The sequence below is a fragment of the Ruegeria sp. CDSC068 genome (genome assembly GCF_059610545.1).
This window is the reverse complement of sequence record NZ_JBXWNV010000003.1, coordinates 21,131-45,347: the sequence shown is the minus strand read 5'-3', so window position 1 is coordinate 45,347 and position 24,217 is coordinate 21,131. Positions and strand designations below refer to the sequence as shown.

Below are 24,217 nucleotides of genomic sequence, written 5' to 3'. Positions count from 1 at the left end.
ATAGTACGAACAATTGAATCAGGCAGGAGCCGTCATGACGGAATCGATTGAAAGCTATGCGCTTGACGACCAGGTCGGCTATCTTTTGCGGCTGGCCAATCAGCGCCACGCGTCGATTTTCCAGTCACACACATTGGACGGCCTGACGCCAACTCAGTTTGCTGCGCTGATCCGTATTGCAGATTTGGGCAAGTGCTCTCAAAACCGGTTGGGGCGGCTAGCGGCAATGGATGTTGCGACAATCAAAGGGGTCGTTGATCGCCTGCGTCAAAAGGGATTTGCGGTTGTCGAACCCGACCCGGACGACAAGCGACGCACACTGATTTCGCTATCCCCCGAAGGCGAGGCCATGGTCGCGCGGATGAAAGATGTCGGTCAGCAGATCACCAACGAAACACTCAAGCCGCTGACGGCCGCTGAACAGCGCAACCTGATCCGGATTTTGCGCAAAATCTCATGATTTGACGGGCCGTTTGGCAGACGCCTTGTCCAACTGCAATTCAGACCGCGAAAACCGGATCGGAGTGCGCAGACCGGGCACGCCTTCCGGGTTGATCTGCATCTCGCGATGCTGAATCTGCGGGTCGCTCAGCGCCTCTTGCACTGAATTGATCGGACCACCGGGCACGCCATGTTGTTCAAGGGCCGCCAACAGATCGACCTTGGTCCATTTCAGACAGGAACTCGTCAGCAATTCAGTCAACGCAGCGCGATTTTCCACACGGTCAGCGTTGGACATGAACCGTGTATCGTCGATCAACCCCGGCAAGCCCAGTATTTGGCACAGCCTTGCATATTGCCGGTCGTTGCCGCAGGCGATGATGATGTGTCCATCCGCCACCGGAAACACCTGATAAGGCACGATATTGGGATGGGCGTTACCCAGTCGCGTTGGGCACGTACCCGAGGCCAGATAATTCATCGCCTGATTGGCCAAAACGCCTGTCATGCAATCCAGCAGGCTCAGATCCACGTGTTGTCCCTGCCCCGAGCGCTCTCGTTCAGCAAGTGCAGCCTGAATGCCGATCACCCCGTAGAGGCCCGTGAAGATATCTGCAAAGGCGACGCCGATCTTTTGCGGCTCTCCCTCGGGGTCGCCTGTCAGGTCCATGATCCCGCTCATACCCTGGATAAGAAAATCATACCCCGCCCGATGGGCATAGGGCCCATCCTGACCGAACCCAGTGACGGATGCGTAAACAAGTCCGGGGTTGATCTGTTTGACGCTATCATAATCCAGGCCGAATTTCTTCAACCCGCCGACCTTGAAGTTTTCGATCAGCACATCCGCATCGCGGATCAGATCCAGCAACTTGGCCCGATCACCCGTATCCCGGAAATCCAATGCGATACTGTCCTTGCCCCGATTGGCCGCGTGGAAATAAGCGGCTGTCTTATCGCCATCGCGTTCGATAAACGGAGGGCCCCATTTTCGGGTATCATCCCCCTCGGGGCTTTCGACTTTGAGCACATCCGCCCCCAGATCGGCCAATGTCTGCCCGATCCAGGGTCCGGCCAGAATGCGGGCAAGTTCGATCACTTTCAGTCCGTGCAAGGGGGTGCTCATGGGTTGAACCTTTCAAAACTCTGCTGCGATCGGCCAACTTGTGTCCGGGATCGAATCCTGCATCTCCCCAACAGCATAAGTCCGATGTTTCGACAACCCGCTTGTCAGTCATGCCACCCTGCCGAAGCGCAGTATTTTCGTTAGTACACTAACTTTTTTCACATTTGGGTCAAGAGTCCGACTCAGGAAAATTTCATTCGTACAGAAACGTATTGACAGGCACGCACTTCTCACAATACTCATTCGTACACTAACGAATAGGCACTCCATGACTTACGTCGTCACCGAAAACTGCATCAACTGCAAATTCACCGATTGCGTGGAGGTTTGCCCAGTGGATTGCTTCTACGAAGGGGAAAATACACTGGTCATCCATCCCGACGAATGTATCGACTGCGGTGTGTGTGAACCGGAATGCCCCGCCGACGCAATCCGCCCGGACACTGAGGACGGGATGGAGACGTGGGTCGAACTAAACGGGAAATACGCAGAGGCGTGGCCCGTCATCACCGAAAAGAAAAACCCGATGCCTGACGCAGACGATTGGAACGGCAAGGACGGCAAACTGGAGCTTCTGTCCGAAGCCCCGGCAGAATAGGAGATCAAGATGTCGCTGGATTCCATGACCAAAACCGAATTCCCCATTCCGGCGGGCGTGTTCGCCGAAACCGTGACCGAGGTGAAACACTACACTGATCGCTTGTTCAAATTCCGCATCACCCGCCCGGCTTCCTTCCGGTTTCGGTCAGGTGAATTTGTGATGATCGGCCTGCCGAATGCGGAAAAACCCGTGTTCCGCGCCTATTCCATTGCCTCGCCCAGTTGGGACGAAGAGATCGAGTTCTATTCGATCAAGGTTCCCGGCGGCCCACTTACCGAACACCTGCAAAAAATCCGCGAAGGTGATACGGTTTTGATGCGCAAAAAGCCCACAGGCACGCTGGTCAATGACGCGCTGTTGCCGGGTAAACGGCTTTGGATGTTTTCGACCGGAACCGGCGTTGCGCCCTTTGCGTCGCTGATCCGCGACCCTGAAACCTATGAGAAGTTCGACGAAGTAGTCCTGACCCATACCTGTCGGGAAAAAGGCGAGCTGGACTATGGCAAGGAACTGGTTGCGGCGCTCAAATCCGATCCGCTGGTTGGCGAGATGGCACAGAATTTGCGGCACTATTGCACCCTCACGCGTGAGGACTATCCGTTCAAAGGTCGGATCACCGATCTTATGGCATCGGGCAAAGTGTTCGATGATTTGGACCTGCCGCTAATCTCACCAGAAACAGATCGCGGAATGATCTGCGGCTCGATGGCGATGCTGCAGGATACCAAGGCCGCGCTGGAAGGGTTCGGCCTGGAAGAGGGCGCGAACAACAAACCTGCAACTTTTGTGGTCGAACGCGCCTTTGTCGATTGACCAACCGGGGCTCTGCCCCGCCCTACACCGGGATCTGGTGAAACGCTCTCACACCAGATCCCGCGTGTCTCGGGACTTACTGATTGTCCCGCTTTCCTGTCTTGTTCAGAAACGCCTCCATCCCGGCCCGCGCTTCGGGTGAGGATTGGGCAATCGCCGCAGCCAGGCTTTCGGTAAAGAAGCCATCACTGGCCGACATGTCATTGATGCGCGTGATCGCCTGCATCATCATGTAATTTGACAGTGGCGCATTCTCGGTCACACGCCAGGCCAGCTCCATCGCTTTGTCAAACACGGATCCGTCCGGCTCAACATAATGCGCCAGCCCCAGTTGCAACCCTTTGTCCGAGCCATAGCGGCGACCGGTCAGCATCATCTCCATCATCCGGCTGGCCCCGATGATCCGGCCAACGCGAACGGTTGCGCCGCCGCCGACAAAGATTGCGCGGCGTCCTTCGGGCAGTTCATAAAACGTATCTTGCTGCGAGACCCGTATGTGGGCGGTCATAGCCAGCTCCATCCCACCGCCCAGAACACCACCGTTCATTGCGGCGACGACCGGAACCCGTCCGTATTCGATTTTGTCGAAAATCCGGTGCCACAGGCGACATTCATGCATCGCCCCTGCGGCGTCGCGCATCGAATGTTCCAACAGGTCCAGCCCGGCACAGAAATGCTGACTGGAACTGCGGATCACAACGGCGCCGATCTCATCGGGAAGGGTGTCGAAATAGTGCTCGATCTCGAACAGCAGCCCGTGATTGATCGCATTGAACTTGGCAGGTCGGTCCAGCGTCAGGATACCGACCGGGCCGTCTGTCTCTGGGGTGATATGTGTGTATTCCATTGCAAAGCCTTACTTGGGTTCCAAACGGATCGCGCCGTCCAGACGCACGCATTCACCGTTCAGCATGGTGTTTTCGATCATGTGCCCTGCCAAGCGCGCGTACTCAGCCGGCTGTCCAAGACGCGACGGGAAGGGAACCTTGGCCCCCAGACTGTCCTGAATCTCTTGCGGCAGCAAATCCATCATCGGGGTCGAGAAGATACCCGGTGCAATCGCCATGACCCGAACGCCCGAGCGCGCAAATTCCCGCGCCGCAGGCAAGGTCAAGCTGGCGACCCCACCTTTCGAGGCAGAATAGGCCGCTTGTCCGATCTGCCCCTCAAAAGCCGCCGCCGACGCAGTGTTGATGATAATCCCGCGCTCGTTATCCTCAAGCGGGTCGTTTTGCATGATCCGCTCAGCCGCCAGGCGCATGACATTAAAGGTGCCTATCAGGTTGATCTGGACCGTTCTGGCGAACGCGTCCAGCGCCGCCGGGCCGTTGCGCCCTACGATCCGCTCGCCATGTGTGACGCCGGCGCAATTGACGACAACACGGGGTAAACCATTGGCGGCAATTGCCGTGTCCAGCGCCGCAGAAACCTGGGCTTCATTGGTGACGTCGCAAGGCGCGGCAATTGCCCCCAGTCGCATTGCGGCCTCGTCCAGCTTGTCGCCGGGCAGGTCGAACAGGGTCACTTTCGCCCCGCATGATGCAAGATACTCGGCCGTCGCAAACCCCAACCCCGAGGCACCGCCAGTCACGATTGCGGATGCGTTTTCGATTTTCATTACATGTCTCCCTGTGCGCCCCGAACGCCATAACGCAACGAAATCAGGCTTCGGTCTTGCGCGATTTCCTAATGCGTCATACCCGTTGAATTGTTATTTAGTGAACGATCAATATTACATTTGCATACTAACAATTTATTGGATAGCCTGATTTTCAAAATATGCATCATGTCGCGCCCAGTGCGACCCGATGACAGGGAGAGGAAAAATGAGCATTTCAGCCCGGCAAAAAGAACACGACTTGGGGCATCTCAAAAAATTCGCCCCTTCACAGGTGTTACGAGAAGATCTGGGCGATGGCGCTTTTGTTTTACGCAGCCCCTACCTGCTGGATATGGACGTAAAATGTGTTTCCGAATATTTGGAACGCTGGGCCGAAGAAGCACCTGATCGCCTTTTTCTGGCAGAACGTGGGCCAGACGGTGAATGGATCAGCGTCACCTATTCCGAGGCTTTGGCGCAAACCCGCTCACTGGCTGCGTTTCTTCTGAGCATGGGGCTGGCTCAAGACCGCCCACTTTTGATTCTGTCAGGCAATTCGGTCCGGCACGGTCTGCTGATGCTGGCTGCTATGCATGTGGGCATTCCGGTGGTGCCGGTTTCTGTTCCTTACTCTCTGGTCGACGAGTCGCTGGCCAAACTGCGCCATATCGTCAGGACCACAAATCCCGGTATGGCCTTTGCCGATGATGCCAAGGGCTTTGCCCATGCTTTTGAGTTTCTCGCCTCGGAAGGCATCGAACAGCTGTCGGACAATGGCGCACTGACCTTTGAGCACGCCCTAGAAGCCACAGCTGGCGAACCGGTTGCCCAAGCGCGTGCCACGATTGACCATGACACGCCGGCCAAGATCCTGTTCACTTCTGGCTCAACCGGGTTGCCCAAGGGTGTCATCGTTACGCAGCGCATGATGTTGGCCACTCAAGAAGCCGTGGTGCAGATTTGGCCGTTTCTGGAAAGCGCCCCACCTGTCGTGGTTGATTGGCTGCCCTGGAACCATACGTTCGGCGGCAATTTCAACTTCAACATGATGCTGCGCAACGGCGGCAGCTTTTATATCGATGATGGCAAACCCGTGCCGGGCGAGATTGAAAAGACAATTCGCAACGTGCGCGACGTTTCACCCACCCTATTCTTCAACGTCCCGCGCGGTTTTGACATGCTTTTACCGGTCCTGCGCGAGGACGCAGCCTTTCGCAACGCTTTTTTCAAGCGGCTTGATCTGATCTTTTTCTCTGGTGCGGGGCTACCCGACCATCTTTGGGAAGGTCTGGAACAATTGGGCGTGCAGGAACAGGGCGAGAAAATCCCGTTTGTAAGCGCCTGGGGCCTGACTGAGGCGATGATGGCCACCTGTGTGCACTTCCCCATCGACAAGGCAGGCGTCATCGGGGTGCCGGGTCCGGGATCCGAGCTGAAGTTTCTGCCCAATGGTGGCAAGCTGGAAATGCGGGTCCGCGGACCGCATGTGACAACAGGTTATCTGAACAACGCCGAAAAAACCGCCGAGGCGTTTGATGACGAAGGGTACTTCCTGACTGGCGACGCGGGACGTTTGCAAGATCCAGATGACCCGTCGAAGGGCATCGTATTCGATGGCCGCATCTCTGAGAACTTCAAACTGATGACCGGCACTTGGGTCGCCGTCGGCAGCTTACGTGTTGCGTTACTGCAGGCGCTTAGCCCGATTGCCTCGGATGCGGTCATTACCGGCCATAACCGGACCGAAATTGGTGCGCTTCTGTTCCTAAACATAGATGAATGCAAAACCCTGACCGGACGGGGCGACACATTGGCAGGTTACGCTGATGATCCGACTGTGCGCGCCTTCATTGCCGAACGTTTGGCTGCATACAATGCCGACCAAACCGGCAGCGCCACACGCGTGAAACGCGTTCGCATCGAACACGACGCCCCGTCGGTTGAAAAGAATGAAGTCACGGATAAAGGCTATATAAATCAACGCTTTGCGCTAGAACTTCGGGCCGACGCGGTCACTGGATTGTATGAAGGGTCCGAGGATGTGATCGTATCAGGAAAGGCTACCACATGATCGACTACACCGCCTCTGAAGCCGAGATTGCATTCGTCCTCAAGCATATCGGTCGGCCCGAGCGGCTGCCCGGTTGGAGCGACGATCTGGCCGAGGCTGTAATCCCAGCCTTAGGCCGCTTCATCAACACCGAAATTGCCCCTTTGGACATGATCGGCGAGGCACACGGCACGCGTCTGGAAAATGGCCGTGTACGGATGCCACCGGGCATGGTTGCCGCCTATAAGCGCTATGCCGATGCCGGTTGGCCGGGCTTGTGCGCACCTGAAGAATATGGCGGGCAGGAATTGCCACACATTCTGGGTGCGGTTCTGGCGGACATGCTGGCTGGCGCGTGTATTTCCTATGAGATGGTGCTGAGTCTGGCGCAAGGCTGCATTCGAACTCTGAATGCCTCAGGCAATGACGATCAAAAGGCGCGACTGCTGCCGTCGCTGGTGTCCGGCGAATGGATGGCATCGATGTGCCTGACCGAGCCGGATGCGGGGTCAGATCTGGGTCGGATCAAAACGACCGCTACGCCGGATGGTGATAGCTATGTGCTCAGCGGTACCAAAATCTTCATCTCGGGCGGTGATCACGACTATACCGACAACGTATTGCATCTGGTGCTCGCGCGCACCCCGGACACGGCACCGGGGGTCAGGGGTCTCAGCCTGTTCGCCTGCCCTGCCGTGTTACCCGATGGGACACGTAACCGGGTTCAGACCGTACGGATCGAAGAAAAGATGGGGCTGCATGCCTCACCCACCTGTCAGATGGCGTTCGACGGCGCAAAGGCCGAATTGTTGGGCCAGTTAGGCCAGGGGCTGGCCGCCATGTTCACTATGATGAATGCCGAGCGTCTGGATGTGGCCCTGCAGGCCGTGGGCCAAATGGACGTGGCTTTTCAGCGGTCGCGTTTGCATGCCGCAGGTCGGCGCCAGGGCACAACATCAGAAGGCTCGGCGCTGATCATCAAACACGGTGACGTTCAGCGGATGTTGCTGGATATCTACGCCTACACGCTGGGATGCCGGGCGATGGTCTATCGCACTTTTGTGGATATGGATTTGGGCATTGATCAGGGGTTGCTGGATATCCTTACTCCGACCTGCAAGGCATTCGCGACCGACGCAGTCAACGCGGCCTCAAGCCAGGCAGTGCAAATCCACGGCGGCTATGGATTCTGCAAGGAATACCGCGTTGAACAGATCATGCGCGACAGCCGCATCATGGCGATTTACGAAGGTACCAACGGCGTTCTGGCGACCGGAGTTGCCCGCCGCGCGATCCGCGCAAATGGCGGTGCGGCGGCGCAGGCTTTTGCCGATTTGGCCTCAACGGGCCCCAGCTCGGTCGAGCTGGCCGATGCGATCGACGCCTGGAAATCCGCAACCCAAGCCATGCAAAGCTATATGGATATCGGTCCGTCAGTCTCGGACTATATGCGGCTGACCGGGCTGGTATATTTTGGTCGCGTCTGGGCGGATCTCGAGGCCGCCGCGGACAACGCCCCGGAACCCGAATTGTTGCGCGCCACTGCGGCCCATGTCCGGGCGCGCATCCTGCCCGAAGCCGGTTTGTTGCGGCACCGCATCCTCAATCCAGAACCCACGCATTCTGCGGCGATCTTTGCCGCGTGAACATCAAGGACGACACATGACTGACTTTACTCTTCCCGAAGCCAGCCCACAGGCCGACGCGGCATTCCGATCCGGTCTGGCCGCTGGAAAATTTCTGATCCAGCGCTCAAAAACCACCGGTGAATACAACTTCTACCCACGCGCTCTGTCCCCTACTACCGGAGCAGACGATCTGGAATGGGTCGAAGCCTCGGGCCGCGGCACTGTCTTTGCCTCGACCATCATCCGACGTCCAGCAAAATACGGCGGTGACATCAACAACGTGCTGATTGATCTGGACGAAGGTCCGCGCATGTTCAGCCGCATTGTGGACGTGGACAACGAAGCGATCACCATCGGTATGAAAGTGCAGGCCGTTGTCATGACCCCCGACTTCGGGCCCAACGCGAAATCCGGCGAAGCCGCCGTGTTCTTCAAGCCCGCGGAATAAGGAATTCAATCATGGCACACGCACTTCGCGGCAAATCTGCAATCGTTGGCAAAGGCTATTGGGGTTTGGGCAAAACGCCCAACACCTCACCAATGGAACTGATCGCCAAAGCCACGCAGAACGCGCTGACCGATGCAGGCATGGACCTGTCCGAGATCGACGGCGTCTGTGGCGGCACCTTCTACCACTTCTTCCCCACCCTCTCGATCGCCGAGTATCTGGGCATCAAGCCAACCTGGGCGAACTCGGACATGGTGGGCGGATCGTCCTTCATGTCCTATTTAGTCGAAGCGACCATGGCGATTCAGGCCGGTCTTTGCAAGAACGTGCTGATCTGCTACGGCTCGAACGCGAAATCCGCGCGCGATCTCAACGGGTTGATCGAAACCCCGCAATGGGAACGCGCCTATGAACCAATGGTGCCGGTGCCGGGATATGCCTTCACCGCGCAGCGCTATATGCACGAGTTCAACGTACCCAAAGAGCATTTCGGCCATGTCGCCATCTCGGCCCGGAAATGGGCTCAGCTGAACCCCGATGCGCCAATGCAGGATGACCTGACGATGGAGGAGTATCTGAACTCGCCCATGGTTGCCGATCCACTGGCGGTTCTGGATTGCTGCCTGATGTCGGATGGCGGTGCCGCGATCATCGTGACCTCAGCCGACCGAGCAAAGGACTATCAGGAAAAGCCCGCCTATTTCCTGGGCGGCGGCAACGCGATTTCCCACCGTGAGATCAGTCAGGCGGCAACGCTGACCACAACTTGTGCCGCCGAAAGTTCGAAACGTGCGTTCGAGATGGCCAGCGTCACTACCAAAGATGTTGATGTGGTCGAGCTTTATGACGCCTTCACGATTAACACGCTGCTGTTTCTCGAGGACATGGGCTTTGTCAAGAAAGGCGAGGCTGGGGCTTTTGTGGCCGATGGCAACATCGCACCGGGAGGCTCGCTGCCGGTAAACACCAATGGCGGCGGGCTAAGTTGTGTGCACCCCGGCATGTACGGCCTGTTCTGCCTGATCGAGGCGGCCACCCAGATACGGGGCGACGGCGGCAATCGTCAGATCGATGATGTGAATATTGCGATTGCCCATGGCAACGGCGGCACGTTCTCGAACGAGTTCACGACCGTTCTGGGCAGCGAAGCGGCGCTTTGAGCGATCAAAATAGGGGCAAATTCGCCCCCCCGCTCCCAAAGTTTGAGGTTTTGCCAGTGCGATAGAACGCAACCTACCGAAGACGAACCCTCGGAAACGGTCAGTTAGCGTCAGAAGCAGACAATCCTATTTCGTATTTTTGGGAAAGCCCTAAGCCCGACTGCTCATCTGGCGGTCGGGCTTAGGCATCAAACCTACGTTTCCCGTGTCTTTAAAGTACGGGTACGCGCGCTGCAGGAGGGGTCGAACGTGACCGTCCGGTTCGCATTTTGCCATCAATCATAACGGCCCCAACTCCGGGGATGTTGCCGACCGCCATGCCCTCCAAAACGTTCTTACCGTCCGATCCTTCTGGGCGGTCCATGAACACCAGATCGGCTGGGCGGCCTGGTGCGACGATGCCTTGTGCAAGATCCCGTCTCTTTGCCACGTTTCCGGTACCACAGCACCAAGCTTGTTCGGCAGGCAATCCGCCAATACTGGCCAGCAGAGTTGCCATTCGCAGCATTCCATTCGGCTGTACACCAGACCCCGCTGGGGCATCTGTTCCAATCAAGAAATCGACAAGGCGACCTTCGGCCAACGCGCCTTCCAGCGTCACAATTACCGACTTCTCGTTGCCATTGTGTACCGCTTCAAGCGCCCCTTTCGCGTGGCGGCAAAGCTCTCGGATTTCATCCTGGGAAATTGAGGTTGGTCCACCATTGATATGGCTGACTACGTCCGGTTGCGCCTCTAGCACATCTGCTGCTCGAACATCGTGAGAGCCCGCAATCGAAGGGCCGCCAGTATGCATAATGGTTTCTATTCCCAATTCCCGACACCAGCCGGTGACGCGGGCCGCGTCGGGACCTTTGGCAACTGTCCCAAGGCCGATCTCTCCAATATGCCGGATACCGGCCGCCTTTATTGCCGCATAGAAATCGCGATCAAAATCAAGTTCGGGCACTGGCGCTCCTGCCAAAACCTTGGCACCGGACGGGCGGAAATTTGAATAGCAACGTTGTGCCACCATCGCCAAAGCCTTGACGCCTTCGGCATCCTTGGGCCGACCAGGCAGATGGACTTCGCCGGCGGAAATAAAGCTTGTGACGCCGCCGTTAACATTCATTTCGATCCAGCCAATCTGGCTTTGGCGCGGGGTCCAATCGCCGAAAACCGGGTGGCAATGGCCATCAATCAGGCCCGGTGCGACCGCACAACCAGAGGCGTCAATTACGCGATCCGCGTCGCCGGCCTCAAGGCCCACAATCACTCCGCCTTCGATGAGAAGGCAATCACTGTCGGCAATAGGCGATTCCAGATCACCGGTCAGAAGCAGACCGATGTTACGGATTAGTGTGCGACCCTGTTCCGGTGTGTCTTTTGGTGCGTCAGCCATCTGATCCCCCATTTAGCGTGTGATTTCCGGTTCATATTTGGATCAAAAAAGCACGCCAAGAAATCGTTCGGCCGTCGTGCTTTCTTCATCCATTTTCATTAGTATACAAGCGATATTAGAACGCCTGTGTCAAGACCTTCTAACTGGCACTACGCCGGGATTGGCTACCCTTGAGCGGCTGATAGACCAGAGCCGACCAATCCTCGCCTGTTAGTAAGAAACCTGCATTCGGCAAGCCACCGACTAGTACCGCGGCTTGGGCGCTGTTGCCCCTATTGCCGCGGGTCAGGAAAACGCCGTGATGACTTTGGCGTAGTTGTTCATGATCTCAAGATCTTCATCCTGCGTGAAGTAACCGACGTGATGCCAGACGACGAATTCCTTGGTCCCGTGTTTCTCTTTCAACGCACCAACCTGATCGATCACCTGGTACACGGCGCCTTTCCAGACCCGCCACATCGGCACATAATATGGCGGGGCGTTAGGGGCGAAATTGAACAATTCCTCAAAAACGCGGTAGTGCTGCCCGGCCTGCGCTTCGGTCGATCCGATGGTCAGATTGGATTGTGATGATATAAAGATGCCACGCCAGTGTATTCAGCCAGCGCGGCGTGTTGTCCCAACCAAAACCACAGAACAGTCGGCCACCGGGCACGTGATCGATCGTTGCCAGATCCTCGGCCAGACGCATCGGGTGATGCGCCGTCAGCGCCATACCCACCTGCCCCACCATCGGGTTTTTGGTGTTTGCAGCGATGTGCATATTCCACAAAGGCGGATTGGTCGTGGTTTCGATCCCTTCCATCTGAAAATGATGCTCGGTCATGCAAAACCCGGCATACCCGTTTTCGTCGGCAAATCTCATCTACTCGGTTGTCCGTTCTAACAGCGTTTCATACCGATCCGGGTCCGAGCCGGGCAGAACGACATTTTCGCCCTTTGAATGCATATAAAGTTGTACAAGGTTGTGGGTTTTCAAGACTATACCTGCCTTTAGTGCCCGTTCCCGAAATTCTACTGCTGACCGCTCAACGGAACTCGATTTGGGTCAAGAAACGCAACAAGGGCGCCCTGTTTCCAGAACGCCCTTTAGCACCACTGTCTGTGAAGAAGGAGGAGTTACAGACAGCGATCAGCCCGACATACAACGCTGGGTTCACCGGCCTGCATGATCAATTCGTGGCTGACAGCACGGGGCAATGCCCGCGCCATAAAGGCGCGCGCTGCATCCACCCGATCCGCATAGTACTCTGGCGATTGAGCGCCCGCTGCAGCCTTGGCCACCCGTGCAATACGGGCGGACATCCAGGCCGATACGCTGAGGGCTACAATTTCAAGATAGTCACAGGCCCCGGACAGCACGTCACCTTGCGCTGTGCCCAGCACCCAATCCGTCGAACGTCCAAGCCGGGATGCCGCATCGCGCAAGCTTTTCTCTAAGTCAGAGAGGTCGTTGCCCAATTTGCCCGCCTCGTCCAGCATATCGGCCACTAGACCCTTGATGACGACACCATTGTCGCCGCGCACCTTGCGCATAACCAGATCGCGGGCCTGAACGGCATTGGTACCTTCGTAGATTTCGGTGATCCGCACATCACGCACCAACTGTTCGACGCCATAATCTTTGATGAAGCCATGCCCGCCATGCATCTGCACAGCCTCATTCGCCATTCGCGATCCCATGTCCGAAAGGTAGGACTTGATGACCGGCGTCAGTAGCGAAAGGCGCGCGTCTGCAACTTTGCGCTGCTCGGGCGTTGCGGCACGATGAACTTCATCCAACAGGCCCGCTCCGAAATAAGCCAGCGCACGGGCAGCGTCCATTTCGCCTTGGGCGGTCAGCAGGCGGCGGCGTACGTCCGCATGGGCAATCAGCGGATCCGCAGGACCGTTCGGGTTCAAAGGTTCCCCGTCTGCGCGACCCTGACGGCGTTCGTGGGCATATGCCGACGCGGTTTGTACAGCGGCCTCAGCTACGCCCAACCCTTGCAGGCCGACCGACAGGCGCGCGGCGTTCATCATTACGAACATTGCGGCCAGACCTTTACCCTCGTCGCCGACGATCCAGGCCTTGGTGTCCTCAAACGAAATCGCGCAGGTGGGTGATCCGTGGATTCCCATCTTGTTCTCGATCCCGGCAATGGTGATCGTGTTCTGCTCGTCCGTTGTGTTGTTGTCCGCATCCAGCATGTATTTCGGCGCCAAAAACAGGGACAGTCCACGCGGTCCGGGCTGAGCGCCCTCGATCCGTGCGAGGATCAGATGGGCGACATTTTCCGACATGTCATGGTCGCCCCAGGTGATGAATATCTTGTTGCCGGTGATGGCATAAGATCCGTCATCATTGCGAACGGCCTTGGTGCGGATCAGGCCCAGATCAGTACCGCAATGCGGCTCGGTCAGGTTCATGGTCCCGGCCCAGTTGCCGGACGTCAGCTGAGGGCAGTAGACCGCCTTTTGTTCGTCCGAGCCATAGGCCATCAAAGCTTCGACAACGCCAAAGTTCAGTTCGTGGATCAGGGCAAAAGCCAGATTGGTTCCGGCCATCCCTTCACGCAGGGCAGCATGCAGGACGAAGGGCAGTTGTTGGCCGCCATATTCTTCTTCCAGCGCCAGCGCGTTCCAGCCGTCTTCGCAGAATACCTTGTAGGCATCGCCAAAACCGGGCGCGGCATAGACTTTACCATCTTCAAGCCGTGCGCCCGGGCTGTCGCCCGCCTCATTGCACGTTGCCAGATTGTCGCGCACAAAGCCGTTGATCGCGTCAACGACCGCAAAGAACGTATCTTTGTCGCAATGCTCATACCCAGGCAGCGCCAGCGTCTTGTCGAGGTCAAGAACCTCGTCCAACAGAAAAGTAATGTCCCGCTGCGGGAGTTGATAGTCCATACCTATGGTCCCTCAGTTTTTAAGCGGCTTGCCGGTCGTCATGGTGTGGCGCATCCGTTCGAGTGTCTTATCCTGTCGGATCAGGCGCATCATGCCTTCGGCTTCCAGCCTGTGCAGCGCTTCTTCATCCAGAACGCCGCCCTCACCCCCGGCCAGTACGTGCGCCGTTTCACACGCAATCTCGACCGTGTAGGGCGCGTCTGGCATAGCCTCGGCCAGTGCGGCCAGCTTTGGCTCCAACGCGGCGTTGATAGCTGCGGCATCCAGTGTGATCTCGGCCTTGGGCGCGGGTTTGTACCCGTCGACCAACGCCAGAGCCGCCACCTTGGCTTCGGCCAAAAGGCGGTCGCGGTTCATCACCACGCCATCGGTTTTCCGCAAGTAACCCGCATGCTGCGCCATAGGGGCAGAGCCGGTCATCAAAGCGACTGAAATCACGTCGAACGCAGCCTCGGCCCCTTGGACGGCATCACCAAGTTCCGCAGCCTTGAGCAGCAACAGCGCGGTTGTTCCGCCCCATGCGGGCAGCAGACCAACATTGGCCTCGACCAATCCGATATTGCTTTCCAAAGCGGCCATAACCCGATCCGAATGCATTAGGATTTCGCAGCCGCCGCCAAGGGCAAGCCCACAGGCGGCCGAGACAACCGGGAACGGCGCGTACTTGATCTTGCGCATCGTGGCCTGACCGATGGCCAGTTGCCTTTCGACCAGATCCAATTCCCCTGCATCGGCACGATCCAGCGCTTTTTTCAAGTTGGCCCCGACCGAAAAGTGGTTGCCGTCCGACCCGATGACCATCGCTTTGAAGTCTCGGCCCACGACGTCCAGTGCTTCGCTCACACCTGTCATCACCAGATCGTCCAAAGCCGCATTAGGTGCCGTGATCGTCAGCAGAGCGACACCATCACCCATATTGCGCAGCACAACAGCCTCGGTCTGGAATACCGGAGCATCCGTCAGGTCAGATGCAAAGATCACCCCGGGCCCACGCGGCACGTCTGCCTGTTCGCCCGAAGGCAACAGCACCTTACGGTCACGGCCCTGACCTGAATAGATCCCGCCGCGTTCAGCGGCCAGCGCCAGCAAGGGCGGCACATCTTGACCCTCGGCCTTCAAGCGAGCCACAATCTTGTCCGCACCAATCTTGTCGATCAGCTTGAATGGGCCCATGCGCCAATTGTATCCCAGCTCCATCGCTGCATCGATATCCGCCGGGTTGGCGGTAATCTCGGGCACGCAGTAAGCTGCGTAAGACAAAGTCGGCCCCATTACAGCCCAGACATAATCAGCCAACCGATCACCGGCCTGATCAATGAAGTCGACACCAAAGCTTTTGGCCAACTCCGGACCCCTGGCCTGCGCACGATACTCTAGCGTTCCCAGATCAACGGCTTCGGCGACTGGTTTGCCATTTTCGTCCTTGGATCTGCGATAGAAACCCGCACCGACCTTGCGACCGGCCAAACCCTTGGCGGCCATCTGGTCAAACAGCTCCAGGCCTTCGGTATGGAATTGCTGCGGATCATCAGCGTCGAGCAGATTGCGCATAGACAGACGCGATTTCCCCATCAGGTCGATGCCGATCAGGTCCATCAACGCGAATACACCCGTTCCGGGCACGCCGAAGGGACGGGCCAGCACCGTATCAGCCTCCTCGACCGTGATGCCACGCGCCACGGCCTCGCGGGCAGCGGCGTTCATCCACAGCCCGCCCAGACGGTTGGCGATGAAACCGGGGCGGTCGTTGCAGGGCACGACGGTTTTGCCGAGGCGTTCATCGCTGAACGCACGCGCACGTTCCGCAGCAGCCGGATCTGTGTCCGGTCCGATCACAAGCTCAATCAGGCGCATATAGCGCGGCGGGTTAAAGAAATGCACGATCACGAAGCGCTTGCGCAGGCTTTCATCCATCTGGCTGACCAGGTCGGCCAGCGGAATGGTCGAGGTGTTCGAGCTCAGCAGTGCATCGTCGCGCAGGAAAGGCGCAATTTTCGCATAGAGCGCGTGTTTGATGGCGAGGTCTTCCAGAACGACCTCGACCACCCAATCACAGGTCGAAAGCTGATCCAGATCATCGTCCAGATTGCCCGCTGTCAGCCGGTCGGCATAGGCCGGGTCGGCCAGTTGCGGCGCGCGGCCCTTGGTCATCCGTGCAATGGCACCTTTGGCCAACATCGAGCGGTCTTCGGCATCCTTTGGTACGATGTCCAGCAAAACGACTTCGGCACCGGCATTGGCGAAATGGGCGGCAATGCCTGCCCCCATCACGCCCGAGCCGATGACAGCAACTTTGTTGATCGCAGTCATTTACAGAACCTCGAACAGACCAGCAGCACCCATGCCGCCGCCGATGCACATGGTGGCAACGATGTACTTCGCGCCGCGTTTCTTACCCTCGATCAGCGCGTGACCGACCATACGCGTGCCCGACATGCCATAGGGGTGGCCCACGGAAATCGCGCCGCCGTCGACATTCAGGATCTCATTCGGGATGCCCAGCTTGTCACGGCAATACAGAGCTTGCGATGCAAAGGCCTCATTCAATTCCCACAGGCCGATATCGTCCATCTTGAGGCCATTGCGTTCCAACAATTTCGGCACTGCAAACACCGGACCGATACCCATCTCATCGGGTTCGCAGCCCGCGACGACATAGCCCATGTAGCGACCCAGCGGCGCAAGCCCGCGCTTTTCAGCCAGTTTCTCTTCCACCACGACCTGCGCCGAGCCACCGTCGGACAATTGCGAGGCGTTGCCAGCCGTGATCCACTTGTCCTCGCCCATCACTGGGGTAAGACCCTGCAGGCTTTCCAGCGTGGTCGAAGGACGGTTGCACTCGTCCCGCGTCAGCGTGACCTCTTCATAGGTGATCTCGCCAGTTTCCTTGTTCTTGTTTGCCTTGGTGACCGTGATTGGCACGATCTCATCGTCAAATTTGCCCGCTGCCTGCGCGGCAGCCGTGCGCTGCTGCGATTGCAAGGCAAATGCATCCTGCGCCTCGCGGGTGATGCCATAGCGTTCGGCTACAGTATCGGCGGTCGCGATCATCGGATCGTAGAACCCACGAATGTTCTGCGCGATCCAGTCCTCTTTCAGGCGATAGGTGTTGTCGCGCCCCATCACCAGCGAGATGCTTTCGGCACCGCCACCGACAACCACATCGCAGCCATCGACCATGACCCGCGAGCAGGCGCGCGTCAGCGCCTCAAGACCCGAGGAGCAGAACCGGTTGATTGTCTGACCCGATGCGGTCACGGGCAGATCAGCGCGCATGGCGACCTGACGGCCAAGATTGCCGCCGTTTGCACCTTCGGGGACGGCATTGCCGATGATCACGTCCTCAATTTCAGACGGGTCGACACCGGCGCGTTTGACCGCCTCGGCGACAGCATGGCCACCATAAACGGCGGGGTGAGTGTCGTTGAAAGCACCACGAAAGGCTTTGCCAATTGCAGTACGGGCGGTCGAGACGATTACAGCAGAACGCATTAGATTGATCCTTGAAGGAAGTATTAGATGTCAGTGGGCAGCTTGTAGTCGGCGTATTGCTCGCGCAGATGCAGCTTTGAAACTTTGCCGGTCGCGGTGTGCGGAAGCTCGGCCTGGAACACCACGTCGTCAGGCGTCCACCACTTGGCGATCTGGCCGTCATACAGCGCCAGAATGTCCTCGCGGCTGACATCCGAGCCCTCACGGCTGACGGCAACGATCAACGGGCGTTCGTCCCATTTGCGGTGTTTGGCGGCGATACAGGCGGCCTCCAGAATATCCGGGTGGCTCATGGCGATGTTTTCCAGATCGATCGAGGAAATCCACTCACCGCCCGATTTGACGACATCCTTGGTTCGGTCGGTCAGGCGCAGATAGCCTTTCGGGTCGATCGCCGCGACATCTCCGGTGATGAACCAACCGTCCTCGGTAAAGGCATCAGCACCGGCCCCGCCCCAATAGCTTTCAGCAACCCAGTGACCGCGAACCTGCAACATGCCAGAGGCGACGCCGTCATGCGGCAACAACTCGCCTTCGTCATTAACGATGCGCATCTCGACCCCATAAAGCGCACGGCCCTGTTTGGTTTTCAGCGCAAGGCGGTCGTCGATTGGCAGTTTATCCTCGCCCCATTTGGGCACCGAAAGCGTCCCGACCGGGCTCAGCTCGGTCATGCCCCAGCCGTGCACCACGTCGATCCCGTGGCCTTTTTCGATCTGCTCGATCAGAGACAGTGGCGCAGCGGAACCTCCCATCATAGCGCGTTTGACCGTTTTTAGCGTGGCGCCCTGCTGATCCAGATATTCGAACAAACCTAGCCAGACAGTCGGCACACCCGAGATCATCGTGACCTCTTCGTCGTCCATAAGTTCGCGCAGCGGGGCCGGATCCATGCCCGGTCCAGGCATAACCAGTTTGGTGCCGTTCATCAGGGCCGCATACGGAATACCCCAGGCACAGGCGTGGAACATCGGCACCACGGGCAAAGTGGCGTCACGCGAGCTGAGCGCCAGCCAGTCGCCGCCGGACACGCCCATGGCGTGCAGCACGGTCCCACGATGGGAATACAAAACGCCTTTGGGATTGCCAGTTGTACCAGATGTGTAGCACAGCGCCATGGCCGCGCTCTCATCCAGTTCGGGCCAGTCATAAACCTCGGGCTTGCCAGCGATCAGAGATTCGTAGTCACTGACGGGAGTCTTCATTTGCGGCACCTGATCCGGGCCAGTCAGGCTGAACCAGGCCTGGACGCTGGGGCAGCGGGCCGAGACAGCATTGATCAGCGGCGCAAAAGTCGTGTCGAAGAACATATGCGTGTCTTCGGCGTCGTTGATAATGAACGCGATCTGATCGGGATGCAGGCGCGGATTGATCGTGTGGCAAATCGCACCGATGCAAGCCAATGCATAATAGAGTTCCAGATGCCGATTGTTGTTCCAGGCCAGCGTCGCGACGCGGTCACCCGGCCCCACACCCAGTTCGGTCAAAGCGTGGGCCAGTTGCTGGGTGCGTCGCCCCATATCCGCAAAGCTGTAGCGATCAATCGTCATGTCCGAGTTGCGCCAGACAATCTCCGCCTCGGGGTGCGCACGCATGCCATGACGGAAAATGCTAGTCACCGTCAGTGGCATCGTCATGATCTGACCGGGAATCGTCGTTTTTTCTGCGCTCATTTTTTGCCTCTCAATGTGTTTTTCTGCATCTGCGTCCGTCACAGAGGCGCAGGCGGCATTTCTCCGATGTCCCGTTCGATCCGCCACGACATTTGCAAAACGCCCAGATCGTCAAAGCGATGTCCGACCAGTTGAATACCGATCGGCAACCCGTTGCGGTCTAGTCCGACCGGAATGCTGGATGCCGGTTGCTCAGTGAGGTTGAACAGGAAGGTATTGGCCCAGCTTTCGAACGGCTTATCGGGGTCAGACCCCGGCAGGTCGGCAGCAAAGGCGGTGTCCGGTGTCGATGGCAGCAGGACAAAATCATGGCCGTCAATCAGCGCCAACGCACGTTCGCGCAACACCTGCGTGTGGTCGAAATTCCGCTGATGCTCAACAGCGGACAAAGCGCGTGCATCGTTGGTCCAGTCGCGAATATAGGGCGTTTTCGCCTGTTCGGCCTCGGGTTGGCGCATCAGCTCGGACAGGGTACGTATTTTGTAGAACGCCTCGGCGGGACCCCAGTCCGTTCGACTGAACGGTGCGGTTTCAAGATAGGTGACCTGAACGCCCATATCCCGCAAAACCTGTGCCGTCCGTTCCAGCGCTGCCTCAACATCTTCCGCCACCGGTTCGCCCAAGCCCAGCTCGGGGATGACCAGAACTGACATACCTTTGCGGTCGCCGCGCGTCAGGCGCGAAACATAGTTCACGCCGTCCCGTGCCAATGCCGCGAAATCGCGCGTATCCTCTCCGGTCAGAACATTCATATGCAGCGCGACGTCGCCAAAATTGCGGGCCAACGGCCCCGCCGTGATCGCCGGGCTGTTGCAGACGTAATAGGGCACTCGCCCCTGGCTGGGCTTCAGCCCGGCCAGGCCGCAATACGAGGCCGGCAGACGAATGGATCCCACGATGTCGGTGCCGATCGAAACCGGCTCGATCCCGGCGGCAACACTGGCCGACGCGCCCGAAGATGATGCGCCTGTCGTGCGCGATACATCCCATGGATTACGGGTAACCCCATGCTTTGAGCTCACTCCGCCTGCAAGAATGCCATAATCGCACATAGTATTTTTGCCCAGGATCACGGAACCGGCCTCGCGCATGCGTGCGACTGTGGGATGATCGGTTGTGCTGACCGATGCCTCACCCGCCGCCGAGCCGCGATAGGCGGGCATACCGATGCAATCCATTGCGTCCTTGACTGTTGTCGGCACGCCATCCAGCGGACCCATTGGTATGTTGTCGTGCCAACGTTTCTCGGACGCCCGGGCCGCTTCAAGCGCGCCCTCGGCATCCACGTGGTAAATCGCATTGATCCTAGGATTTACCGACTCAATACGGGCCAGCGCAGCCTGCGTGACCTCGACCGGAGACAGCTCTAGCCGGGCAAAGGCTTGCACCGTGGCACGCGCCGAAAGTTGGGAATTTGGGGCGGTCATTCGGGGACTCGATCAGATAAAGGGGATCAGTCTTGGTTGCGCTGGACGTAATAGACCTTGGCCGCAATCTTCCAGCCCTCGCCTGTGCGGACCAGCGACAGGTAGTCGATGAAGTATCGGGGTTGCACGGCGCAGTCGATCTTGACAAAGGCTGTATTCGGCCCTGATTGATCGATCGAGATTGTGTGCCCGTAGACAGGATAGCCTTTGGATTTCGGGCTTTCGCGACCGCCGATGACCTCTTTGTATTTCTCCAGCGTCATGTGGATATAGCTGCCATCCTCGTTGGCGCAGCAAAGATCACATTCAGGCAGAAACATCTGGTCGGTCTTGCTGATGTCTCCGTCATGCAGGTTTTCGATATACGCCTGCATCAGGGTTTCGATCTCGGCAAATGCGGTCATAGGATATCCTCGGTCATGAGTGTCTTGAAACGCAGGTGGTATTGGCTGTCAGGCGGCCTTGTTGGAAAGCAGGTCCTGGCGAAACCGTTTGAGGTCTTCGATCGTGCCGACCTTAAGGCCGTGCCGGGCCCCAAATTCCAGCAGATCCGGCAGGCGCGCCATTTCACCGTCATCATTCATGATTTCGCAGATCACGCCGGAATCCCCCCGCCCGGACAGGCGGGCCAGATCAACAGCGGCTTCGGTGTGACCTTCGCGTTCCAGCACGCCGTGCGGTTTCGCCACCAATGGGAACAGATGCCCGGGCGAAACCAGATCTGCCGAAGAGCCGCTGTCGGAAGCCAAAAGTGCGACGGTCCGCGCCCGGTCGCTGGCGGAAATGCCGGTGGTCGCGCCTTCTTTTGCGTCCACTGAAATGGTGAACGCCGTATGATGTGGATCCGTGTTCAACGCTGTCATGGGACCAAGGCTGAACTGCTCGGCCCGCTCGGGCGGAATGGCCATGCAGATCAAACCCCGACCAAAGCGCGCCATGAAATTTACCGCGGCCGCATCCGCGCAGGCGGCTGGAATCACCAGATCGCCCTCGTTCTCGCGGTTTTCATCGTCGACAAGAATTACCATACGGCCTTGTTCGCAATCCGTAATGATCTCTTCGATGGGCGACAGCTGATAAACTTCATGCAGATTGAACACGGTCTTCCCCTTATCCGTTCAGAGGCTTGATGACGCCTTCGGCAAATTCGATCAGAGCTTCCTGTTCGATCTCGTCGCCAAAGTAGTTTACGTGGTGCCAGACAAAGAATTCGTCGATCTGATAGCGCTCGGCCAGTTCACAGACCTGGTCCAGAACCTGTTGACGCGAGCCGTCCCAGACGCGGCCCAGTGGGACGTGATAGGGCGGCGCGTCGTAGGCCGAGAACCACAGGTTGTCGAACATTTCGCGGTACTGTTTGGTTTTGGCCGGCGTCTTGCCCATCATCAGATGCGCACCCAGAGCCAGAACGTCGTTGTTGGTGGTTTGAGGCAGCCCGTTTTCATGCGCGGCCTTCAGGCAGTTCTCAAGAATCACCGGCATGAATTCTTCTTTGTCGGCGGTCACGAAGGACACCATCTTGGCCCCTTCCGACGCCCAGAACTTGGCAGTTTCCATCGAATACGAGAACGGCGCATATACTTTTGGGTGCGGCTTTTGCAGCGGCCGGGGAACGATGCCCGATTTGCGCAGGATCTTGTTGCTATCAACCGGGCTGTTACCGCCCCAGAGTTTGGTCGGATTGAACTCCCACTCGACATTCGACGGGAAGTTCCAGAACTCGCCCTGATGTTCGGTCAGGTCGTCGGTCCACAGCGATTTGATCAGGCGCCAGTTTTCGTACAGCGCGCGACGGTTGCGCTGGTCGGCCTCGGACTTGTCAGATTCAGCCGAGGTGACGTCCAGGTGCTGCCCCATGGTCGCCGTCCAGCGCGGCGTGTTCCCGCGCGAGAACCCTGCGAAGACGCGGCCGCCGGTCATGTGGTCCAGCATGGCGATGTCTTCGGCAGTCTTGATCGGGTTCATCGCGGTCAGGTTCATCCCCAACTGACCAACTTTGAAGTTCTTGGTGTGCTGGGCGATGTACATGTTCCAGAACAGCGGGTTCGTGGTGCATTCAACGCCTTCGACCTGCATGTGGTGCTCAGTCAGGCAGAAGCCGTCATAGCCCAGCTCTTCGGCAAGGACCATCTGATCCCGCATCGTGTGCATCATCTTGTTGAACCGCGCAGGGTCACGTCCAGCGAGCTGAGTGTCCTCGCCATGCTGGCGTGCGAATGGAATGGCGAGAATCTTGAACTTCATGCAGGCGTCCCCTGGCGTGTGAATTAACGTTCACTAACATTCCCATACAGCCGGCAATTTCGTCAAGCCCCGAATTGTTTTTCCCTACGTCGCAACGACACTGCGACGATTTCCAACTGGACAAGAGATAGGGATTTCAACATGTTGCCCTCAGGTAGGGTCCTATGGAGGCAAGCCGCGTGTTTTTGTATTCCGCTGCGCAAGTTGATGAATTTATTAATAAATCGCAGCTAGATGGCGTGTGCGTTGCGCTGGCGATTGATGCTGCGCGCGAGGAACTCAGACGTCTCGGCGACACTTTGCAACCAACACTGGTCAACACGTCGGCCACGAATCTGGCAACTGCGGGACAGGGGCAAATCGAGGCCCAGGCCATACGCATGTCGCCAGAAGATTCGCCGCTGACCTCCTACCGTGTCTCGATCGTTCAGGCCGGGCACAATCCCGGTGAAGCTGCCACGCTGATGGAAGTGACCTGCACGTTCTCAGTCGAAGCACAACTGGCGGAAACGCCAAAATCCACTCAGGCTGAAAAGCCGCGCCGCGCCCTGTCCGACACCGCCGAGGAACGGCGGCGGCAGATCTTTGAGGGCGCGTGCAAGGTGATCGCCAAGCATGGGTTCGGCAATGCATCGATGCGCGAGATTGCCAAAACATCTGGGCTGTCGGTTCCGCTGATGTACAAGTACATCAAGGACAAAGATGACATACTGCACTTGATCACTACGATGTGCATGCAGGACATCATCGACTTTTTCGATACCGGAGAGCTGTTCACTGGCCCCGCCGATCAGAACCTTGAAAAAGCGGTTGACCGGTACATCGACTACATTGGTGAAAACCGCCGCTATATCAATCTGGTCTATTCGGAAACACGGTCCATGTCCGCCGAGAACCGCGCGCGTGTATTTGATATGGAGCGTGAATTCATGGGCCGCTGGAAAGGCATTCTGGACAAAGGGGTCGAACAGAAAGTGTTCCGCCCCATGAACACAGAGCTGATGGCCAATTATCTGTATTTCCTTTGTAATGTCTGGTCGCTCCGGCATTGGAGCATCGGAAAGTTCCCGGAAAGCGAGATCCGGACCAGCCTGAAGGCGCTTATCATGGATGGCGTTTTGGTCAGGGCTGCTCCCTCCAAGAAATCCTGAGCGAACCATCAACCACTCTGGGTGGTTGATGCACAAACGCTTAGGCAATCAAGTCGCACATCTCTGTCGCTTCCGGGCGATTTGGTCGCAAAC

General features: G+C 57.8%; 21 protein-coding genes and 1 pseudogene. 8 read left to right on the top strand and 14 right to left on the bottom strand.

All coding sequences use genetic code 11. The features are described from left to right. Window positions 1–34 precede the first annotated feature (34 nt). Complete coding sequence (locus AC2FID_RS07700) at window positions 35–460, top strand: MarR family winged helix-turn-helix transcriptional regulator (protein ID WP_109311142.1); 426 nt, start codon at window positions 35–37, stop codon at window positions 458–460. Here AC2FID_RS07700 and AC2FID_RS07695 read toward each other — a convergent pair. Beyond that, on the bottom strand, window positions 455–1,567 hold the full coding sequence (locus tag AC2FID_RS07695) for a CaiB/BaiF CoA transferase family protein (protein ID WP_496836186.1): 1,113 nt from the start codon (window positions 1,565–1,567) through the stop codon (window positions 455–457). The two genes, AC2FID_RS07700 and AC2FID_RS07695, sit on opposite strands and share 6 nt — an antisense overlap. Before the next feature lie 268 nt (window positions 1,568–1,835). Between AC2FID_RS07695 and fdxA the strand changes: the two genes are divergently transcribed. Both fdxA and AC2FID_RS07685 read left to right on the top strand, forming a co-directional pair. Next, window positions 1,836–2,165 carry a ferredoxin FdxA gene (gene fdxA, locus AC2FID_RS07690; RefSeq protein ID WP_282119302.1) on the top strand — a complete coding sequence of 110 codons (330 nt, stop codon included), beginning with the start codon at window positions 1,836–1,838 and terminating at the stop codon, window positions 2,163–2,165. 9 nt (window positions 2,166–2,174) lie between these two features. Beyond that, window positions 2,175–2,981, top strand: a complete 807-nt coding sequence (locus AC2FID_RS07685; protein WP_282119301.1) for a ferredoxin--NADP reductase — start codon at window positions 2,175–2,177, stop codon at window positions 2,979–2,981. Between the two features lie 76 nt (window positions 2,982–3,057). Here the strand turns inward: AC2FID_RS07685 and AC2FID_RS07680 are convergent, their stop codons facing one another. Together AC2FID_RS07680 and AC2FID_RS07675 are read right to left on the bottom strand one after the other, a co-directional pair. Next, the gene (locus AC2FID_RS07680; RefSeq protein ID WP_496836183.1) at window positions 3,058–3,828 is read right to left on the bottom strand and encodes a crotonase/enoyl-CoA hydratase family protein; all 771 of its coding nucleotides are present in this window, start codon (window positions 3,826–3,828) and stop codon (window positions 3,058–3,060) included. A gap of 9 nt (window positions 3,829–3,837) precedes the next feature. Continuing rightward, a complete protein-coding gene (locus AC2FID_RS07675) occupies window positions 3,838–4,599 on the bottom strand; it encodes an SDR family NAD(P)-dependent oxidoreductase (RefSeq protein ID WP_496836181.1) in 762 nt (253 codons plus the stop codon). A 208-nt stretch (window positions 4,600–4,807) separates the two neighbouring features. On the opposite strand from AC2FID_RS07675, the gene AC2FID_RS07670 reads away from it, so the two are divergent. Genes AC2FID_RS07670 through AC2FID_RS07655 form a run of 4 tightly spaced genes read left to right on the top strand, consistent with a single transcriptional unit; the run spans window position 4,808 to window position 9,867 of the window. Further along, a complete protein-coding gene (locus AC2FID_RS07670) occupies window positions 4,808–6,652 on the top strand; it encodes a feruloyl-CoA synthase (RefSeq protein WP_496836179.1) in 1,845 nt (614 codons plus the stop codon). Continuing rightward, the gene (locus AC2FID_RS07665; RefSeq protein WP_496836177.1) at window positions 6,649–8,277 is read left to right on the top strand and encodes an acyl-CoA dehydrogenase family protein; all 1,629 of its coding nucleotides are present in this window, start codon (window positions 6,649–6,651) and stop codon (window positions 8,275–8,277) included. Before AC2FID_RS07670 ends, AC2FID_RS07665 begins: the two co-directional genes overlap by 4 nt. A 16-nt stretch (window positions 8,278–8,293) precedes the next feature. Next, entirely contained in the window at window positions 8,294–8,707 is a 414-nt protein-coding gene (locus tag AC2FID_RS07660) for a Zn-ribbon domain-containing OB-fold protein (RefSeq protein WP_282119296.1), read from the top strand. An 11-nt stretch (window positions 8,708–8,718) separates the two neighbouring features. Further along, entirely contained in the window at window positions 8,719–9,867 is a 1,149-nt protein-coding gene (locus AC2FID_RS07655) for an acetyl-CoA acetyltransferase (protein ID WP_496836174.1), read from the top strand. Window positions 9,868–10,078: 211 nt separating this feature from the next. On the opposite strand, the gene AC2FID_RS07650 is transcribed toward AC2FID_RS07655, so the two are convergent. From AC2FID_RS07650 to AC2FID_RS07600, 11 genes and pseudogenes are all read right to left on the bottom strand, one after another. Beyond that, complete coding sequence (locus AC2FID_RS07650; protein WP_496760972.1) at window positions 10,079–11,248, bottom strand: amidohydrolase family protein; 1,170 nt, start codon at window positions 11,246–11,248, stop codon at window positions 10,079–10,081. A 285-nt stretch (window positions 11,249–11,533) separates the two neighbouring features. Then, window positions 11,534–11,683 carry a hypothetical protein gene (locus AC2FID_RS07645; RefSeq protein ID WP_282119293.1) on the bottom strand — a complete coding sequence of 50 codons (150 nt, stop codon included), beginning with the start codon at window positions 11,681–11,683 and terminating at the stop codon, window positions 11,534–11,536. A 70-nt stretch (window positions 11,684–11,753) separates the two neighbouring features. Continuing rightward, window positions 11,754–12,113, bottom strand: coding sequence for an LLM class flavin-dependent oxidoreductase (locus AC2FID_RS07640; protein ID WP_496706158.1), 360 nt, complete (start codon window positions 12,111–12,113; stop codon window positions 11,754–11,756). A 254-nt stretch (window positions 12,114–12,367) separates the two neighbouring features. Beyond that, window positions 12,368–14,137, bottom strand: a complete 1,770-nt coding sequence (locus AC2FID_RS07635) for an acyl-CoA dehydrogenase family protein (protein ID WP_496836172.1) — start codon at window positions 14,135–14,137, stop codon at window positions 12,368–12,370. A 12-nt stretch (window positions 14,138–14,149) separates the two neighbouring features. Beyond that, entirely contained in the window at window positions 14,150–16,447 is a 2,298-nt protein-coding gene (locus AC2FID_RS07630) for a 3-hydroxyacyl-CoA dehydrogenase/enoyl-CoA hydratase family protein (protein ID WP_496836170.1), read from the bottom strand. After that, entirely contained in the window at window positions 16,448–17,629 is a 1,182-nt protein-coding gene (locus AC2FID_RS07625; protein ID WP_496836168.1) for an acetyl-CoA C-acyltransferase, read from the bottom strand. A gap of 23 nt (window positions 17,630–17,652) precedes the next feature. Then, window positions 17,653–19,302, bottom strand: a complete 1,650-nt coding sequence (locus tag AC2FID_RS07620) for a long-chain-fatty-acid--CoA ligase (RefSeq protein ID WP_496836166.1) — start codon at window positions 19,300–19,302, stop codon at window positions 17,653–17,655. 38 nt (window positions 19,303–19,340) lie between these two features. Further along, complete coding sequence (locus AC2FID_RS07615) at window positions 19,341–20,729, bottom strand: amidase family protein (protein WP_496836164.1); 1,389 nt, start codon at window positions 20,727–20,729, stop codon at window positions 19,341–19,343. Window positions 20,730–20,755: 26 nt separating this feature from the next. Then, a complete protein-coding gene (locus AC2FID_RS07610; RefSeq protein ID WP_496698077.1) occupies window positions 20,756–21,133 on the bottom strand; it encodes a nuclear transport factor 2 family protein in 378 nt (125 codons plus the stop codon). Window positions 21,134–21,187: 54 nt separating this feature from the next. Continuing rightward, window positions 21,188–21,829 (bottom strand): annotated as a pseudogene (gene ribB / locus AC2FID_RS07605) (3,4-dihydroxy-2-butanone-4-phosphate synthase); the annotation flags it as partial. Window positions 21,830–21,839: 10 nt separating this feature from the next. Then, the gene (locus tag AC2FID_RS07600) at window positions 21,840–22,973 is read right to left on the bottom strand and encodes an LLM class flavin-dependent oxidoreductase (RefSeq protein ID WP_496836162.1); all 1,134 of its coding nucleotides are present in this window, start codon (window positions 22,971–22,973) and stop codon (window positions 21,840–21,842) included. Between the two features lie 179 nt (window positions 22,974–23,152). Here AC2FID_RS07600 and AC2FID_RS07595 point away from each other — a divergent pair, with 179 nt between their 5' ends. Then, window positions 23,153–24,124: a TetR/AcrR family transcriptional regulator gene (locus AC2FID_RS07595; protein WP_496836160.1), complete on the top strand. Its 972-nt coding sequence runs from the start codon at window positions 23,153–23,155 to the stop codon at window positions 24,122–24,124. Window positions 24,125–24,217: the final 93 nt, after the last annotated feature.